The organism is Streptomyces sp. NPDC014889, assembly GCF_043081205.1.
In the GTDB taxonomy this organism is placed as follows: Bacteria; Actinomycetota; Actinomycetes; order Streptomycetales; family Streptomycetaceae; genus Streptomyces.
In genome coordinates this window covers 129,807-145,461 of sequence record NZ_JBIBWH010000015.1, presented here as the reverse complement: position 1 = coordinate 145,461, position 15,655 = coordinate 129,807, and the positions used below count along the sequence as shown (strand labels likewise).

The 15,655-nt window shown below is 71.5% G+C and carries 14 protein-coding genes and 2 pseudogenes; 6 read left to right on the top strand and 10 right to left on the bottom strand.

Annotation, left to right across the window (positions count from 1 at the left end; translation table 11 throughout):
• The first annotated feature begins 2 nt into the window (after nt 1–2).
• Nucleotides 3–1,273 (top strand): annotated as a pseudogene (locus tag ACF09J_RS28230) (Tn3 family transposase).
• On the opposite strand, the gene ACF09J_RS28225 reads toward ACF09J_RS28230, so the two are convergent.
• The 6 genes from ACF09J_RS28225 to ACF09J_RS28200 form a co-directional block, all read right to left on the bottom strand.
• Complete coding sequence (locus ACF09J_RS28225; protein WP_392308271.1) at nt 1,270–1,554, bottom strand: hypothetical protein; 285 nt, start codon at nt 1,552–1,554, stop codon at nt 1,270–1,272. The pseudogene ACF09J_RS28230 and the gene ACF09J_RS28225 overlap by 4 nt on opposite strands.
• Before the next feature lie 72 nt (nt 1,555–1,626).
• Nucleotides 1,627–2,148, bottom strand: a complete 522-nt coding sequence (locus ACF09J_RS28220) for a hypothetical protein (RefSeq protein ID WP_392308270.1) — start codon at nt 2,146–2,148, stop codon at nt 1,627–1,629.
• Nucleotides 2,135–2,491 carry a hypothetical protein gene (locus tag ACF09J_RS28215; protein WP_392308269.1) on the bottom strand — a complete coding sequence of 119 codons (357 nt, stop codon included), beginning with the start codon at nt 2,489–2,491 and terminating at the stop codon, nt 2,135–2,137. Before ACF09J_RS28215 ends, ACF09J_RS28220 begins: the two co-directional genes overlap by 14 nt.
• A 70-nt stretch (nt 2,492–2,561) precedes the next feature.
• A complete protein-coding gene (locus ACF09J_RS28210) occupies nt 2,562–3,572 on the bottom strand; it encodes an NAD(P)H-dependent glycerol-3-phosphate dehydrogenase (RefSeq protein WP_392308268.1) in 1,011 nt (336 codons plus the stop codon).
• A 316-nt stretch (nt 3,573–3,888) separates the two neighbouring features.
• Nucleotides 3,889–4,449 (bottom strand): class I SAM-dependent methyltransferase, encoded by a 561-nt coding sequence (locus ACF09J_RS28205; RefSeq protein WP_392308267.1) that lies wholly within the window; start codon nt 4,447–4,449, stop codon nt 3,889–3,891.
• A 98-nt stretch (nt 4,450–4,547) separates the two neighbouring features.
• Nucleotides 4,548–5,042 carry a YcaO-like family protein gene (locus ACF09J_RS28200; RefSeq protein ID WP_392308266.1) on the bottom strand — a complete coding sequence of 165 codons (495 nt, stop codon included), beginning with the start codon at nt 5,040–5,042 and terminating at the stop codon, nt 4,548–4,550.
• A gap of 48 nt (nt 5,043–5,090) precedes the next feature.
• Between ACF09J_RS28200 and ACF09J_RS28195 the strand changes: the two genes are divergently transcribed.
• On the top strand, nt 5,091–5,222 hold the full coding sequence (locus tag ACF09J_RS28195) for a hypothetical protein (RefSeq protein WP_392308265.1): 132 nt from the start codon (nt 5,091–5,093) through the stop codon (nt 5,220–5,222).
• Between the two features lie 10 nt (nt 5,223–5,232).
• Here the strand turns inward: ACF09J_RS28195 and ACF09J_RS28190 are convergent, their stop codons facing one another.
• Complete coding sequence (locus ACF09J_RS28190; RefSeq protein ID WP_392308264.1) at nt 5,233–5,388, bottom strand: hypothetical protein; 156 nt, start codon at nt 5,386–5,388, stop codon at nt 5,233–5,235.
• Between the two features lie 517 nt (nt 5,389–5,905).
• Here ACF09J_RS28190 and ACF09J_RS28185 point away from each other — a divergent pair.
• Together ACF09J_RS28185 and ACF09J_RS28180 are read left to right on the top strand one after the other, a co-directional pair.
• Nucleotides 5,906–6,085, top strand: a pseudogene (locus ACF09J_RS28185) (DUF6233 domain-containing protein); the annotation flags it as partial.
• 26 nt (nt 6,086–6,111) lie between these two features.
• Nucleotides 6,112–6,516 carry a hypothetical protein gene (locus tag ACF09J_RS28180; protein ID WP_392308263.1) on the top strand — a complete coding sequence of 135 codons (405 nt, stop codon included), beginning with the start codon at nt 6,112–6,114 and terminating at the stop codon, nt 6,514–6,516.
• A 120-nt stretch (nt 6,517–6,636) separates the two neighbouring features.
• Here ACF09J_RS28180 and snpA read toward each other — a convergent pair whose 3' ends face one another.
• Nucleotides 6,637–7,335, bottom strand: coding sequence for a snapalysin (snpA, locus tag ACF09J_RS28175; RefSeq protein ID WP_392308262.1), 699 nt, complete (start codon nt 7,333–7,335; stop codon nt 6,637–6,639).
• A 195-nt stretch (nt 7,336–7,530) separates the two neighbouring features.
• Here snpA and ACF09J_RS28170 point away from each other — a divergent pair, with 195 nt between their 5' ends.
• The gene (locus tag ACF09J_RS28170) at nt 7,531–8,553 is read left to right on the top strand and encodes a LysR family transcriptional regulator (protein WP_392308261.1); all 1,023 of its coding nucleotides are present in this window, start codon (nt 7,531–7,533) and stop codon (nt 8,551–8,553) included.
• Nucleotides 8,554–8,623: 70 nt separating this feature from the next.
• Here the strand turns inward: ACF09J_RS28170 and ACF09J_RS28165 are convergent, their stop codons facing one another.
• Together ACF09J_RS28165 and pgm are read right to left on the bottom strand one after the other, a co-directional pair.
• Nucleotides 8,624–11,998: a pyruvate carboxylase gene (locus ACF09J_RS28165; protein ID WP_392308260.1), complete on the bottom strand. Its 3,375-nt coding sequence runs from the start codon at nt 11,996–11,998 to the stop codon at nt 8,624–8,626.
• 124 nt (nt 11,999–12,122) lie between these two features.
• The gene (gene pgm, locus ACF09J_RS28160) at nt 12,123–13,763 is read right to left on the bottom strand and encodes a phosphoglucomutase (alpha-D-glucose-1,6-bisphosphate-dependent) (protein WP_392308259.1); all 1,641 of its coding nucleotides are present in this window, start codon (nt 13,761–13,763) and stop codon (nt 12,123–12,125) included.
• 274 nt (nt 13,764–14,037) lie between these two features.
• Between pgm and ACF09J_RS28155 the strand changes: the two genes are divergently transcribed.
• Nucleotides 14,038–15,573: an MFS transporter gene (locus ACF09J_RS28155; protein WP_392308258.1), complete on the top strand. Its 1,536-nt coding sequence runs from the start codon at nt 14,038–14,040 to the stop codon at nt 15,571–15,573.
• Nucleotides 15,574–15,655 lie beyond the last annotated feature (82 nt).

Sequence of the window (15,655 nt, the reverse complement as noted above, 5' to 3'; positions counted from 1 at the left end):
GCATGCCCGCCGTCGACCTTCCCGAGATCGTGCTGGAGGTCGACTCCTGGGTGCCCTACCTGTCCGACTTCACCCACGTCTCCGAGGCCAACTCGCGCATGGACGACCTTCCCCTGTCCGTGGCCGCGGTCCTCACCTCGGAGGCCACCAACGTCGGCATCGAGCCGATCGTCCACGACGGCGTCGACGCCCTCAACCGCGACCGCCTGTTCTGGGTCGAGCAGAACTACATCCGCGCACAGACCCTGTCGACGGCCAACGCCCGCCTGGTCGACTACCACATGCGCCTGCCGCTGGTGCAGGCGTGGGGCGGCGGCGAGCTGGCCTCCGCCGACGGCCTGCGCTTCGTCACCCCGATCCGCACCCTCACTCTGGCCCGAACCCTAAGTACTTCGGCACCCGCCGACGCGGCGTGACGTTCTACAACTTCCTCTCGGACCAGTTCAGCGGCCTGCACGGCATCCTGATCCCCGGCACCCAGCGCGACTCCTTCTACATCCTCGACGGCCTCCTGGAGCAGGAGACGGCCCTGCGCCCGGTCGAGATCACCTCGGACACGCACGGCGCCAGTGAGAGCGTCTTCGGGCTCTTCCGCCTCATGGGCTACCAGTTCTCCCCGCGCCTGGCCGACGTCGGCAGCGCCACCCTCTACCGCGCCGATCCGGACGCCGACTACGGCCCGCTCAACCCGGTCACCCGAGACAAGATCAACCTCAAGCACATCACCGCCCACTGGGATCAGATGCTCCGCCTGGCCGGGTCCCTGCACTCCGGCACGATCAAAGCCTCCGAGGCACTGCGCGTCCTCGCGCCCGGCGGCAAGCCCACCCCCACGGGCAAGGCCGTCATGGAACTCGGCCGCCTGGACCGCAGCGCGTATCTGTCCTCGTACTTCACCGACGAACTCCTGCGCCGCAGGGTCAACACCCAGCCCAACCGGCAGGAATCGCGTCACGAACTCGCTCGGAAGATCTTCCACGGACAGAAGGGCGAACTCAGGCAGTCCTACCGCGAAGGCCAGGAGGACCAGCTCGGGGCACTGGGGCTGATGCTCAACATCGTTGTCTTGTGGAACACGGTGTACTTCCAGAAGATCATTGGCGAGATGCGCGCCGAGGGCATCCACGTCCGTGACGAGGACATCGCCCGCCTCTCACCGCTGAAGTTCGCGCACATCAACTTCCACGGCCGCTACAGCTTCGCCCTGCCCGTCGAGATCCAGGGCGGACAGCTCCGCTCCACCGCCAAGCCCGAGAAGACCACCACGGTCTAGCACGGCTCCCTTGCCGGCTCGCCCCTGCCCGCGGCCTGGGCGAGCCGGTAGCGGACCTTCTCGTGCGAGAGGCCCACCTGGTCGCCGATCTGCCTCAGCCCCCAGCCCTCCGCCTTCGCCGCGGCCATGCCTTCGTCCAAGGCCGCGTCCGTCACCTCGTTCAGCGCGGCTCGCAGCTCGACGAGCAGCCTTAGCCGGATCGCCGGGGCCAGTTCCTCCAGACCGGCGCAGAACCGCGCCACGTCCGCCTTCAGGAAGCCGATCGTCGGGTCGTCACTCATGGACGCACCCTGGCAGCCCAACTCACGGCCCGTCAAAAGATTTGACGGCTGCACCGGTTTTCTGTTCCGTTCCTACTCGGACCCCAGTTTCTGCCAAGCGGAGTTCCAGTAGATGTCGGTGGTGACCAGGACGAGGAGGACCTGCGCCCACGTGTTCGCCGTGCTGGAGCCGTGAGCGATGTGCAGGCCGGCGCCGAGGTTCCCGGCGAGCAGCAGGCAGGCCCCCGTGAGCAAGCTGTAGCGGATCGCGTTCGGGCTCTTGAGGTAGAGCAATTCCATCGCGGCCCCGGCCAGGACCAGCAGCAGCGCCAGGCGGGGAGCGACGCCGACGGCCAGGGCGACGGCCGCCGCGGTGCGGACGATCAGTGCGGGCCGGTAGACCGCGAACAGCAGCCCGGCGCGCGCCGGACCGAAGCGCTGTTCCACCACGTGGGCACTGAGCGAGCCGGGGGTGAGGCGGTCCCATCCGCCCTGGCCGAAGGAGAGCGCGAACCGTGCGGCGAGCACGGTCCCGAACACGATCCGGAAGGCCTGGAGGCGCGCGGGGTCGGTGGGGTGCTGGAAGCCGGAGGCGAGGGCGTCAAAGAACCACACGGCTGCTCCTCACCTCTACAGGTTGCTCGCCGTGCGCGGACAGCACGCGGCCGTGGCCGTCGACCCTGGCGTAACGGCCGGACGCCACGAGGTGGTTGACGATCGTCTGGAGCTGCGGCGGACCGAGGATGAACGAGCCCGGCGAAAGCCAGTCGTAGACGTTCACCGGCTCGGTGCGGCCGTCTCTGGTGGTGCCGGTGAGCGTGATGATCGTGAACGTGGCCCGGCAAAACATCTTCCAGCGCATCCAGCGGCCGGTCAGGGGTGTGAAGCCGGTGACCATCCACACGACCAGGGCGACCGTGACGGCAGCCTGGACAGCGGGCAGCACGGAACCATGCATGAGGAGCCTCCGAGAACAGGGAGGGTGAAGGAAGGGGGGCGGGCGGCCCACGGGCGGGGCCGCCCCGGGGTCAGCGCTCGGGCTTGGGGGGCCGCTGCATCAGCACGGCCGCAGCCTCGTCGAGCGTGACGTCGCCGTGGAGCAAAGACGAAATCACCTCAGTGATCGGCATCTCGACGCCGTGGGCGCGGGCGAGGGCGAGGATCGCCTCAGCTGACTTGACGCCCTCAGTGGTCTGCCGCGTGGCGGCCGCGGCCTCGTCCATCGTCATGCCCTGGCCGAGGTGGGCGCCGAAGGTGCGGTTCCGGGAAAGCGGGGAGGTGCAGGTGGCCACCATGTCCCCTATGCCGGACAGCCCGGCGAGGGTGGCCGGGTGGGCGCCCATGGCCGTGCCCAGTCGGGTGGTCTCCGCCAGGCCCCGGGTGATCAGCAGGGCGGTGGCGTTGTCGCCAAGGCCCATGCCGCACGCAATGCCGGTCGCGAGCGCGATCACGTTCTTCACCGCGCCGCCCAGCTCGCAGCCGACCACGTCGGTGCTGGTGTACGGCCGGAAGTATCGCGTGTGACACGCCGTCCGGAAGGCGCGCGCGGCGTCCTCGTCGGGGCAGGCGATGGTGGCGGCGGCCGGCTGGCCTTCCATGATCTCTCGGGCCAGGTTCGGCCCCGACAGCACCGCTACCCGGTCCGCGCTCACACCGGCCACCTCGGCGATGACCTGACTTGCCCGCAGCCCAGTGTCCCGCTCGATGCCTTTCATCAGCGACACAAGCACGGTGTCCGGCCCGATGTGCGGGGCCCAGGCGGCGAGGTTGGCCCGCAGGGACTGCGCCGGGATGGACAGCACGAGGTAGTCCGCGCCGTCCAGCGCGGCGGCCGGATCGGTGGTGGCCGTCAGGGAGTCGGGCAGGTCGACGTCCGGGAAGTAGGCCGGATTGCGGTGGCTGGTGTTGATCGCGGCGGCGATCTCGCTGCGCCGGGCGTGCACGATCACGTCGCTACCGGCGTCGGCGAGGATCTTGGCCGCTGCGGTGCCCCAGGAGCCGGCCGAGAACACCGCCGCACGGGCGCGGGGCTGGCTCACTGGGTGGTCCTCTCGCTGGGGGCGGGCCGCCGTCGGGGCGCCGGCCGGGCCGGGCCATCGTATCGACCGCTCCGGGCGCGGCCGGTGAGGTTGCGGGCCGACGCAGGGTCAGGAGGACCGCGCGGCGGCCGGGAAGCGCGGGCAGTACCCGGCGGGCCTCCGTGAGCATGTTCTCCGCCTGGACGTCGCCGAGGTCGCGCCGCAACTCGTCGGCGTGGTCGATCCACTGCCGGTAGAGCCGTCCCCACATCTCGGGCTCGCCGGGCCGCTCGTCGACGTGTTCCACGATGAGCCCGGCCGCGCGGGCCTGCTCCCCTCACACGGGTTCGGCGCCGCGCCGTAGCGCCCGGGTGAGGACCAGCCGGCCGCCGGGCGCCAGGACCCGGCCGAGTTCACGCACGGCCTGGTCCCGGTCCGCGGCGCGGCTCAGGGCGTCCACGCAGACCACGCCGTGAGCGCAGCCGTCCGGTAGCCCGGTGGCCTCCAGCCCGGCGACGCGGAAGGCGGCCCGCCCGGCGGGGAGGAACTGCCCGCTGCGGCCGATGGCCTGCCCGACGGCGACACGCGAGAGGTCGAGGCCGATCAGGCGGGCGGACAGGGCTCGGGCCAGCCACAGCCCGACGCCGCCGGTGCCGCAACCCGCGTCCACGAGGAGCTGGCCGGGCCGCATCCGCAGCCGGGCCGTCATCAGCCCGAGGAGGGGCCAGTCCCAGGAGCTGGAGGCGGCGACCTCCGCCGGGTAGCCCTCCCCCATCGCCTCGGCGTAAAGACGGGCGACCAGGGTTGTGCGCGCCCGCGCGGCGTGGAACGCGTCGAACGCAGCCGCAGCCGGGGACGCGGGCGGCGCGGTGCCGGGGGTAATGGTGGGGTGTGTCATCGGGGCACCGCCCTCCTGATCCGCGAGCGGGTACCGGACAGATCACCTGTACGGCGTGGATGGGATCGCCCTCCTCGGACAGGTCCAGGGCCACCAGCTCATGACCGGTGACGTCCTCGACCAGTCGCGCCACCTGCCCGCTGGTCGGCGAAGCCGCCGCGCGGCGGGGCGAAGCGGGCCGCCGCCGACCACGAGGCAAGCTCCTCGGTCCGTGCCGGGCGGAAGGACACGGAGTCGAGCGGGGCGGGATCGCCGGCGAGGTCGTCCCGGGTCCCCGCGATGGCCGTCAGGCGGGACTGGGCGGCCTCGGTCACCGCCCGGGTCAGCGCAATGGCCGGGCCGGTGTGGCAGCCCCCACCGGCGAACACGGTCGGGACGTCCTCCGACCACAGGTAGGCCAGGCACACCGGCAGCCCGTACGGGCCGTCCACGAGCGCCAACGCCAGCGCCGCCCCTGCCGCCATGAGCCGTTCGATGACCTCCCGGCCGTAGGGGTCCTCGACCGTCCGGGGATCGATCAGCGTCCGCCGCCGTCCGCCGCCTGCCCGTCCCGGTAGAGGACGTCCCGCTCCACGACCTCGAACAGGTGGCACCTGCCATGGGACGAAGAACGGGTCCGCATCATCGCCCGCGCCCGCAAGGTGCCCCGCCGCTCCAAGCGCGGCACGGACCACAAGGTCGTCACGACGGGCAGCACAGTCAAGGTCCTCGTGCCCATCGACTGGTACAAGCGGCAGAAGGACACCGACCCCGAGATCGTCAGCAAGTACTGACCCGGGCCGGTCAGCCCTTGCGAGGCCTGCCGGCCGCGCCCGCGTGGATACGGGCGATCTCCACCTTGCCCCGCACGACGACGGCCGGGCCGCCGACGACGCACGCGCCGAGCGCCACGACACAGCCACCGAGGAGTACCCATACCAGCACGTTCGTCCCAGCCATCCCGATACCATCCCGTTTTGGCAACGTATGGTCGACAAACGTAACGACCACAGGACCGGGAAGGATGGCGAGACGGGCTCTCGGTGGGATTCGCTGACCTGCGGAAATGCGGCTCGGTCAACGGTGCCTGGTCTTCACCAGCATGGTCGCAAGAGCCACAAGCAGAATCGCGCCCATGATGGCGAACCACACGATGAGGTCGGTAACGGGGTCGTCGGCGAGTTCTACGAAGTTCATTTGCGGTCGCCTTCTTCCGGAACGCCTGCCCTGTGGCTCCAGCCAGTGGAACGGCATCTCCCGCAACTCCGCGTACCCCCACTGCCGTCGAACACCCGTCGGTGACCCAGAACGGGAAGAGGGCCACATCCGGGGCGCGATCGGCTTCTCCTCCTTCGGCGTCCTGGCGTACTACGCGATCGCCAACGCCTCCGCCCGGACCCTCGACCCCGCTCCCGCCCGGCGCGCGGTGCCGGTGGCGACGGCATGGCCTCGTACGGCGTAGGACGGTGGACGGCGTGTACCGGTGAGCCGGCCGCAGGCCCTGAAGGCGCTGCGGCAGCAGGTACCGGCGTGCGCACAGTGCCGTCCGGACACGCAAGCGTCGGTCAGGCTGTTGACGGTTGCCTCGTTGGGGTGCTTACCGCCAGGTTCGGGGTTTACCGACCGGATTCGAGCCGCTACGTTCTGCGGTCCGTAGGCTCATCAGGGGGAGGCACTCACGACATGCGTACGCGTATCTGGCTGGCGGCGGTGGCCGCTGCTGCGGCTGTACTGACGGGCTGCACCGGCACCGGCACCAGCTCGGGGGGCAGTGGCGATACCAAGGCGGAGTCGAAGCCGGCCGGGGTGCACAAGCCCGAGGACGACGTCAAGATCACGAAGTGTTCGTCGACCGACAATCTCGCCGGCTTCCCGCAGGCCGAGCTGACCATCGAGAATCACGACTCGCGCAGCCGCTCATACATGGTGCAGGTCGAGTTCGTCGACGGCTCCGGCGCGCGCTCCAGCGAGGGCGTGGCGATGGTGAACAACCTGGCAGCGGGCCAGAAGGCACACGAGAAGGCCGGGGGTCTCGCCAAGGCGCCCGATGGGCTGAAGTGCCGTATTACCAAGGTCAGTCGGCACTGACCTGACATCGGGCTGTGGGGAAGGGCACCGACCTCAGCAACCAGGGCCGGCTGCTCGCTCCACACAGCGGTGCGGGCCGCCCCGTGGGGTGGGCGGCCCGCACCAGTGGGGGGCGGGACGTCAGTTCGCCTTGTCCAGCTCCTTCATGGCCTTCGCGAGGCCGTTGGCCCAGAGCTGGTTGACGCGGGCGCGCTCGTTGGCGTCGGGGTAGCGGTTGGTGCAGGACGTGCCTGGGCCGCCGCCGGACATCAGCTCGCTGCACGGGCCGCTGTAGTGGTCGGGCAGGCCCAGCACGTGGCCGGTCTCGTGGGCGGTGACACGGATCGAGTCGTACTGCCGGTTCTGCGCGTAGTCGAGGAAGACGTAGCCCTTGCCGTGGCCGTTCGTGGAGGCGTAGGAGCCCCGCGAGTCGTTGCCCTCGTAGTACGCGAAGTCGCCGCTGCCCGAGGTGGCCTGGAGCTTGACGTTGGACACCGAGCTGTTCCAGATGGAGGCCGCGTTCGATATCTGCGAGGCGAAGCTCGGCGCCTGGGAGGCGTTGTAGTAGACGGTCACCGACTGGAGGGTCGGGTGGGCGGCCTGCTTCTCGGCGACGGACTTCAGCACCGCTTCGAAGAACGCCTTGTTGTTGGCGGCGCTCTCCGCCGAGCCGGCGTACTGGGCGTACGCGGCGGAGGCGGACGGCGCGGAGCGGGCGGTCTCGGCGCTCGCCGGGGTCGCGGTGCCCAGGGCGGCGGAGGCCAGGCCGAGGCCGAGCGCGAGGGCCAGCAGCCTCCTGGAGGTCTTCGCAGACGTGGAGGAGGTACGGGACGCCTTCATGTGGGGGGCTCCTACTCGTTCGTGTGGGGTGGTGAACGATCGGTCACGCAGGAGTTTCGGGCACACCAACGGGCCGGCGGATGATGGCAACCGGGGATAACGCCGGGCTATCGGGGCCGACTCGTACGATTGAGCTGGTTCCGTTGGGATTTGAACGTCTGGTGCGGCGTCACAGGCTTCCCTACGCTCCCTCCCATGGAGCTCGATGTGAGGCACCTGCGTGTGCTGTGCGCCATCGCCGACCACGGCAGCCTGCACAAGGCGGCTCGGCAACTCGGCGTGGCGCAGCCTTCGTTGAGCACTCAGTTGCGCCGCATCGAGCACGCGCTCGGCGGTCCGCTCTTCCTGCGGACCCGTGCGGGCTGCCGGCCCACGCCGCTGGGACACGCGGTACTGAGCCGGGCCAGACCCCTCGTCTCCGAACTCGCCGCCATCGTCACCGAGGCGCGGGCGGCGGCGGCCCGGGCGGCCGGCGGTACACGGCTGCGCATCGGCGCCACCGCGAGCCGGGCCCTGCCGGGCTGGCTACGCCGGCTGCGCACCCGCGTGCCGCGCACCGAGCCCACCCTCCAGATGGACGCCTCCGCGAACTGCCTGCTGCGCCTGGTCGCCTCGGGGCGGCTGGACATGGCCTTCGTGCACGAGGTCGAGGGCAGCCCGCTGCGCATCCCGGCCGGGCTCTGCGTGCGCGTACTGGTCGAGCGTGAACCGCAGTTCGTCTCCCTGGCCGCCGACCATCCGGCCGCCGCGCTGCCCGAGGTACGGCTCGCCGACCTCGCGGGCGACCGCTGGATGGTGGACTCCACGGTCGACGGCGAATGGGACGCGCTGTGCCGCGTGCTGCGCGAGGCGGGGCTCGACTCCGACATGCTGCACGGCGACTACCTCACCGCCTACTCCCTGGCCGCCACCGGCGAGGTGGTGACGGTCAGCCAGCCCACCGCTCGCCACCGCGCCGAACTCGCCATCCGCCCCTTGCAGGGCGACCCCATCGGAGTACGACTGCTGCTGGCGGCCCGCACCGAGTCAGAACTCGACCTCGCCTACGGCGAGTTGGAGGAGTCCTACTGGGAGGCGGCCCGCCAGTCCCCGGCCTACCAGGCCTGGCTGTCCCGCACCGGCGGCCACCCACGCACGACGCCCACCACCACGCTCGTCGCCCAGACGTCCCGCACGGACACTCCCCGGCGCAGACGCCCGGTCCCGGTCGGCCCGTAGGCGACGCCGGTCACGGCAACCGTACGGCGCGCCACCCGCCGGACGGGTGGCGCGCCGTGCGGGGGCCGGGTCAGCCCACCTCGACGAGGAGGTCGCCGCCCTCCACCTGCTGGATCTGGTTGATGGCCAGCCTGGTCACCCGGCCGGACCTGGGGGCGGTGATGGCGGCCTCCATCTTCATCGCCTCGATGGTGGCGACGGTCGCGCCGGTCTCCACCTCGTCGCCCTCGGCGACCGCGAGGGTCACCACGCCGGCGAACGGTGCCGCCACATGGCCGGGGTTGGCCCGGTCGGCCTTCTCGGTCACGGGGATGTCGGAGGCCGCCGCGGCGTCGCGGACCTGGATCGGGCGGAGCTGGCCGTTCAGCGTGGACATCACGGTGCGCATACCGCGTTCGTCCGCCTCGCCGATGGCCTGGAGCTCGATGAGGAGCCGCACGCCGGGCTCCAGGTCGACGGCGTACTCGTCGGCGGGGCGCAGCCCGTAGAAGAAGTCCTTGCTGTCCAGCACGCTGGTGTCGCCGTAGGCCTGGCGGTGGGCCTCGAAGTCCCGTGTCGGACCGGGGAAGAGCAGCCGGTTGAGCGTGGCGCGGCGGGACTTCTCCAGGCCGGTGCGGTCCTCGGCGGTGAGCTCGGTGACGGGCCTGGCGTCCGCGCGGCCCCTGAGCGCCTTGGTGCGGAACGGCTCGGGCCAGCCGCCGGGCGGCGTGCCCAGCTCACCGCGCAGGAAGCCGATCACGGAGTCGGGGACGTCGAACCGGTCCGGTGACTCCTCGAAGTCCTCCGGCGCCACACCGGCGCCGACCAGGTGCAGGGCGAGGTCGCCGACCACCTTGGACGACGGCGTGACCTTGACCAGGCGGCCCAGGATGCGGTCGGCGGCGGCGTACATGGCCTCGATGTCCTCGAAGCGGTCGCCGAGACCCAGCGCGACGGCCTGGGTGCGCAGGTTGGAGAGCTGACCGCCGGGGATCTCGTGGTGGTAGACGCGTCCGGTCGGCGAGGCCAGGCCCGCCTCGAACGGGGCGTAGATCTTGCGGACGGTCTCCCAGTACGGCTCCAGGTCGCCGACCGCCATCAGGTCGAGGCCGGTGGGCCGGTCGGAGTGGTCGGTGGCGGCGACGATCGCCGACAGCGACGGCTGGGAGGTGGTGCCCGCCATGGAGGCCACCGCGCCGTCCACGGCGTCGGCCCCGGCCTGCACGGCGGCGAGGTAGGTGGCGAGCTGACCGCCCGCGGTGTCGTGGGTGTGCAGGTGGACCGGCAGGTCGAACTCGCGGCGCAGCGCGGAGACGAGCCGGGCCGCGGCGGGCGCCCGCAGCAGCCCGGCCATGTCCTTGACGGCCAGGACGTGCGCTCCGGCATCCACGATCTGCTCGGCCAGGCGCAGGTAGTAGTCCAGGGTGTAGAGGCGCTCGGAGGGGTCGGACAGGTCCCCGGTGTAGCACAGGGCGACCTCGGCGACCGCCGTCCCGGTCTCGCGTACGGCGTCGATGGCCGGCCGCATCTGGCCCACGTCGTTGAGGGCGTCGAAGACGCGGAAGATGTCGATGCCGGTGGCGGCGGCCTCCTGGACGAAGGCGTCGGTCACCTCGGTCGGGTACGGGGTGTAGCCCACGGTGTTGCGGCCGCGCAGCAGCATCTGGAGGCAGATGTTGGGCACCGCCTCGCGCAGGGCGGCCAGGCGCTCCCAGGGGTCCTCGGCGAGGAAGCGCAGGGCGACGTCGTAGGTGGCGCCGCCCCAGCACTCCACGGACAGCAGCTGCGGCAGGGTCCGCGCCACGACCGGGGCGGCGGCGAGGAGGTCCTTGGTGCGCACCCGGGTGGCGAGCAGCGACTGGTGCGCGTCACGGAAGGTGGTGTCGGTGACGCCGATGGTCGGCGACTCGCGCAGGAGGCGGGCGAAGCCGTCGGGGCCGAGTTCGACGAGCCTTTGCCGGGAACCGGCGGGCGGCTCGCCCGCGGGCAGCGGCGGCAGCTTGGTGACCGGGTCGATCACCTCTGGCCGTTCCCCGTGCGGCTTGTTCACGGTGACGTCGGCGAGGTAGGTGAGCAGCTTGGTGCCGCGGTCGGCGGAGGAGCGCGCGGTCATCAGGTGCGGCCGCTGCTCGATGAACGACGTGGTGACCCGCCCGGCCTGGAAGTCGGGGTCGTCCAGTACGGCCTGGAGGAACGGGATGTTGGTGGCGACCCCGCGGATGCGGAACTCGGCCACGGCGCGCCGTGCCCGGCCGATGGCGGCCTTGAAGTCGCGTCCGCGGCAGGTGAGTTTGACGAGCATCGAGTCGAAGTGCGCGCTGATCTCGGTACCCGCGTGGGTGGTTCCGCCGTCCAGGCGGATGCCGGAGCCGCCCGGGGAGCGGTAGGCGCTGATGCGGCCGGTGTCCGGGCGGAAGCCGTTGGCCGGGTCCTCGGTGGTGATACGGCACTGCAGGGCGGCGCCGCGCAGGGTGACGGTGTCCTGGGAGAGCCCGAGGTCGGCCAGGGTCTCGCCGGCGGCGATGCGGATCTGCGCCTGGACCAGGTCGACGTCGGTGACCTCCTCGGTCACCGTGTGCTCGACCTGGATGCGCGGGTTCATCTCGATGAAGACGTGGTTGCCGTCGCGGTCGAGCAGGAACTCCACTGTGCCCGCGTTGCGGTAGCCGATCTCCCGGGCGAAGCGCACCGCGTCGGCGCAGATCCGTTCGCGCAGCGCGGGATCGAGGTTCGGCGCGGGGGCGATCTCGATCACCTTCTGGTGGCGGCGCTGGAGCGAGCAGTCGCGCTCGAACAGGTGGATGACGTCGCCCCGGCCGTCGGCGAGGATCTGCACCTCGATGTGGCGCGGGTCGACGACGGCCTTCTCCAGGAAGACGGTGGGGTCGCCGAACGCGGACGCCGCCTCCCGGGACGCCGCCTCGATGGACTCGCGCAGCGCGGCGGGTTCCTCCACCCGGCGCATGCCGCGCCCCCCGCCGCCCGCGACCGCCTTGACGAACAGGGGGAAGCCGATGTCCTCGGCGGCACGGACCAGTTCGTCGACGTCGGTGGAGGGCGCGCAGGAGCCGAGCACGGGCACGCCGGCGGCGCGGGCGGCCGCGACCGCGCGGGCCTTGTTCCCCGTCAGCTCCAGCGTGTCGGCGTCCGGTCCGACGAAGGTGATGCCCGACTCCTGGCAGGCGCGGGCGAGTTCGGGGTTCTCGGACAGGAACCCGTAGCCGGGATAGACGGCGTCGGCGCCCGCCCGGCGGGCCGCGCGGACGATCTCCTCGACGGAGAGGTAGGCGCGGACCGGGTGGCCCTGCTGGCCGATCTGGTAGGCCTCGTCGGCTTTCAGCCGGTGCAGCGAATTGCGGTCCTCGTAGGGGAAGACGGCCACGGTTCGCGCGCCCAGTTCGTAGCCGGCGCGGAAAGCGCGGATCGCGATCTCGCCGCGGTTGGCGACCAGCACCTTGCGGAACATGCTCTATCCCTTCGGCCTGCCGGTGAAAGGACCATGGTGTCGGCCATGCCCTCGTCATGCCATGTGAGCCGGGCCACTCATCCCGATTCTCTCCCGCGCCACCGCCGCTGTCGTGGCGCCGCCGTCAACCGCCGAGGGCCGCGTGGACGACGCGTTCGGCCTCGTCCTGGACCTGGGAGAGGTGGCCGGGGCCCCGGAAGGACTCGGCGTAGATCTTGTAGACGTCCTCGGTGCCCGAGGGCCGGGCCGCGAACCAGGCGTTCTCGGTGGTCACCTTGATGCCGCCGATGGGGGCGCCGTTGCCGGGGGCCTCGGTGAGGACGGCGGTGACCGGTTCCCCGGCGAGGGTGTCGGCGGTGACCTGGGCCGGTGACAGCCTGGCCAGGCGGGCCTTCTCCTCACGGGTGGCCGGCGCGTCGACACGGGCGTAGGCGGGTTCGCCGAAGCGGGCGGTGAGTTGCGCGTAGTGCTGGGACGGCGTCCGGTCGGTGACGGCGGTGATCTCGGAGGCGAGCAGGGCCAGGACGATGCCGTCCTTGTCGGTGGTCCACACCGAACCGTCCCGGCGCAGGAACGACGCCCCGGCGGACTCCTCACCGCCGAAGCCGAGCGAGGAGTCGATCAGTCCGTCCACGAACCACTTGAAGCCCACGGGCACTTCGACCAGCCGGCGGCCGAGGTCCGCGGCGACCCGGTCGATCATGCCGGAGGAGACCAGCGTCTTGCCGACACCCGCCTCGGCGGGCCACCGGGTGCGGTGGGCGTAGAGGTAGGAGATGGCCACGGCGAGGTAGTGGTTGGGGTTCATCAGCCCGGCGTCCGGGGTGACGATGCCGTGCCGGTCGGCGTCGGCGTCGTTGCCCGTGGCGATCCGGAAGCGGTCGCGCTGCCCGATGAGCGAGGCCATCGCGTACGGCGAGGAGCAGTCCATCCGGATCCTGCCGTCCCAGTCCAGCGTCATGAAGCGCCAGGTGGGGTCGGTGAGCGGGTTGACCACGGTCAGGTCGAGCCGATGCTGCTCGGCGATGCGGCCCCAGTAGGCGACGGAGGCTCCGCCCAGCGGGTCGGCGCCGATCCGCACGCCGGCGGCCCGGACCGCGTCGAGGTCGAGCACGCTGGGCAGATCGGTGACGTAGGCGCCGAGGAAGTCGTAGCGGCCGGTGCCGGGCGCGGCCAGCGCGCGGGGGTACGGCACGCGCCGTACGTCCTTCAGGCCGCCCGCGATGATCTCGTTGGCCCGGTCCTGGATCCAGGAGGTCGCCTCCGAACCGGCCGGGCCGCCGCTGGGCGGGTTGTACTTGAAGCCGCCGTCGCGGGGCGGGTTGTGCGACGGGGTCACGACGACACCGTCGGCGAGGCCCGAGGCGCGGGAGCGGTTGTGCGTCAGGATCGCGTGGGAGACGGCCGGGGTGGGGGTGTAGCCGTCCGCCGTGTCGATGAGGACGGTGACGTCGTTGGCCGCGAAGACCTCCAGCGCGGTGACCCGCGCGGGCTCGGACAGGGCGTGGGTGTCCGCGCCCAGGAACAGGGGGCCGTCGGTGCCCTGCCGTGCGCGGTACTCGCAGATGGCCTGGCTGGTCGCGGCGATGTGGTCCTCGTTGAACGCCGTCGCCAGGGACGACCCGCGGTGTCCGGAGGTCCCGAACGCCACCCGCTGTCCGGTCTCGGCCGGGTCGGGGTGCAGCGCGTAGTACGCCGTCACCAGGCGGGCGACGTCGATCAGGTCCTCGGGTCCGGCCGGCTTGCCCGCTCGCTCGTGCTGCATGGCACCCACGCTCCTCCGCGTCGCTCGTGCGTCCGCTGTCCGCTGTCGCTCGCGATCTCATCTTCCCCCGTACGCGGGACGCGAGACGTACCGGCGCCGGTCCCCGCGTGCAGCGGCCGACGCCCGTCCCGGGCCGCGGGCCGGTCGTCGTACGCGTGAAGAACGGCGTTCTGGGCAGCCGCTCCAACACGCACCGAGAGCCGAATCCGCACAGAATGCCAGTACCTCCGCACATGCGCGCAGAGCACACAGCACCCAAGGGCAAGGTGACGTGGTGGTGAACGTGACATCCGACGGGCAGGCCGGTCCCTCCGGCGGGACCGGGCCCCGGACGGCCGCCGCGCGACTGCCCCGGCAGGTCCGCCAGGAACTGACCCGCCGGCTGCGGCGCACCAGGCGCGCCCTGCGCGAGGAGGACGTGCAGATCGTCGAGCCGCCGCTGCTCAGGCGCGCGGTCGGCGCCTCCGCCCTCGGCAACTGCATGGAGTGGTTCGACTTCGGCGTCTACAGCTACCTCGCCGCCACCATCGGGAAGGTCTTCTTCCCCGGCGCCTCCCCCGGCGCCCAGGTGATCTCCTCCTTCGCGACCTTTGCCGCGGCCTTCGTGGTGCGTCCCCTCGGCGGCCTCGTGTTCGGCCCGCTCGGGGACCGGATCGGCCGGCAGAAGGTGCTCGCCACCACGATGATCATGATGGCGGTGGGCACGTTCGCCATCGGCCTGATCCCCGGCTACAACACCCTCGGCATCGCCGCCCCGATCCTCCTGCTGCTCGCCCGCATGGTCCAGGGCTTCTCCACCGGCGGCGAGTACGGCGGCGCCACCACCTTCGTCGCCGAGTACTCCCCCGACCGGCGCCGCGGCTTCCTCTCGAGCTGGCTCGACTTCGGCACCTTCGTCGGCTACGCGCTGGGCTCCGCCCTGGTCACCGCGCTCAACCTGCTCCTCACCGACGCCCAGATGATCGCCTGGGGCTGGCGGGTGCCGTTCCTGATCGCCGGGCCGCTCGGCGTGATCGGCCTGTACATGCGGCTGCGGCTGGAGGAGTCGCCCGCCTTCCAGCAGCAGCTCGACGAGCACGAGCGGAGCCTGGCCCAGAAGTCGGCGGGCAGCGAGCTGCGGGCCGTCGTCAGGAACCACTGGGGCGCCCTGCTGATCTGCATGGGTCTGGTGCTGCTCTACAACGTCACGAACTACATGGTCACCGGCTTCCTGCCCACCTATCAGACCGAGACCCTGCACCGCTCCAGCGGCTCCGCCGACCTGCTGGTGCTGCTGGGCATGGTCTGGATCGTGCTGCTGATCACCTTCATCGGCCGGCTCAGCGACCACGTCGGGCGACGCCCGGTCTACGGAATCTCGGCCGCCGCGATGATCGTCCTCGCGGTCCCCTCGTTCCTGCTGATCAAGATGCACGGGACCTGGGCGCCGGTCTGCGGCATACTGATCCTGTCCACCCTGCTGGCCTGCTTCGCCGCGCCGAGCGCCGCGACCCTGCCCGCGCTCTTCCCGACCGCGGTGCGTTACGCGGCCATGGGCATCGGCTTCAACATCGCGGTCGCCGCGTTCGGCGGCACCACGCCGCTGGTGACCGCGGCCCTGGTCAACGTCACGGGCAACGACCTGATGCCGGCCTACTACCTCATGCTGGCCGGCGTGATCGGCCTGGGGACCGTCAAGTTCCTGCCGGAGAGCGCCCAGGTGCCGCTCAACGGCTCCCAGCCGATGGTGGGCTCCGCGCGGGAGCGGCGGGAACTGATCACCTCCTCGCGGGCCCTGTACAAGGCCGCCGACTGGACGCCCCGAGCCTAGGCAACAGTCCATGCACCGGCCTCGTGCTCGTACGAGTCCTCCGCCGTGGGAGAGTGGTCGCCTACACAGGGCATGTCGGGAG

Coding starts and splice junctions, on each gene's coding strand:
- ACF09J_RS28190 (WP_392308264.1), bottom strand. CDS start 5,388: ATGGCTGGGACGAACGTGCTGGTATGGGTACTCCTCGGTGGCTGTGTC.
- pgm (WP_392308259.1), bottom strand. CDS start 13,763: ATGCAGCACGAGCGAGCGGGCAAGCCGGCCGGACCCGAGGACCTGATC.
- ACF09J_RS28165 (WP_392308260.1), bottom strand. CDS start 11,998: ATGTTCCGCAAGGTGCTGGTCGCCAACCGCGGCGAGATCGCGATCCGC.
- ACF09J_RS28180 (WP_392308263.1), top strand. CDS start 6,112: ATGCGTACGCGTATCTGGCTGGCGGCGGTGGCCGCTGCTGCGGCTGTA.
- snpA (WP_392308262.1), bottom strand. CDS start 7,335: ATGAAGGCGTCCCGTACCTCCTCCACGTCTGCGAAGACCTCCAGGAGG.
- ACF09J_RS28205 (WP_392308267.1), bottom strand. CDS start 4,449: ATGACACACCCCACCATTACCCCCGGCACCGCGCCGCCCGCGTCCCCG.
- ACF09J_RS28170 (WP_392308261.1), top strand. CDS start 7,531: ATGGAGCTCGATGTGAGGCACCTGCGTGTGCTGTGCGCCATCGCCGAC.
- ACF09J_RS28225 (WP_392308271.1), bottom strand. CDS start 1,554: ATGAGTGACGACCCGACGATCGGCTTCCTGAAGGCGGACGTGGCGCGG.
- ACF09J_RS28215 (WP_392308269.1), bottom strand. CDS start 2,491: ATGCATGGTTCCGTGCTGCCCGCTGTCCAGGCTGCCGTCACGGTCGCC.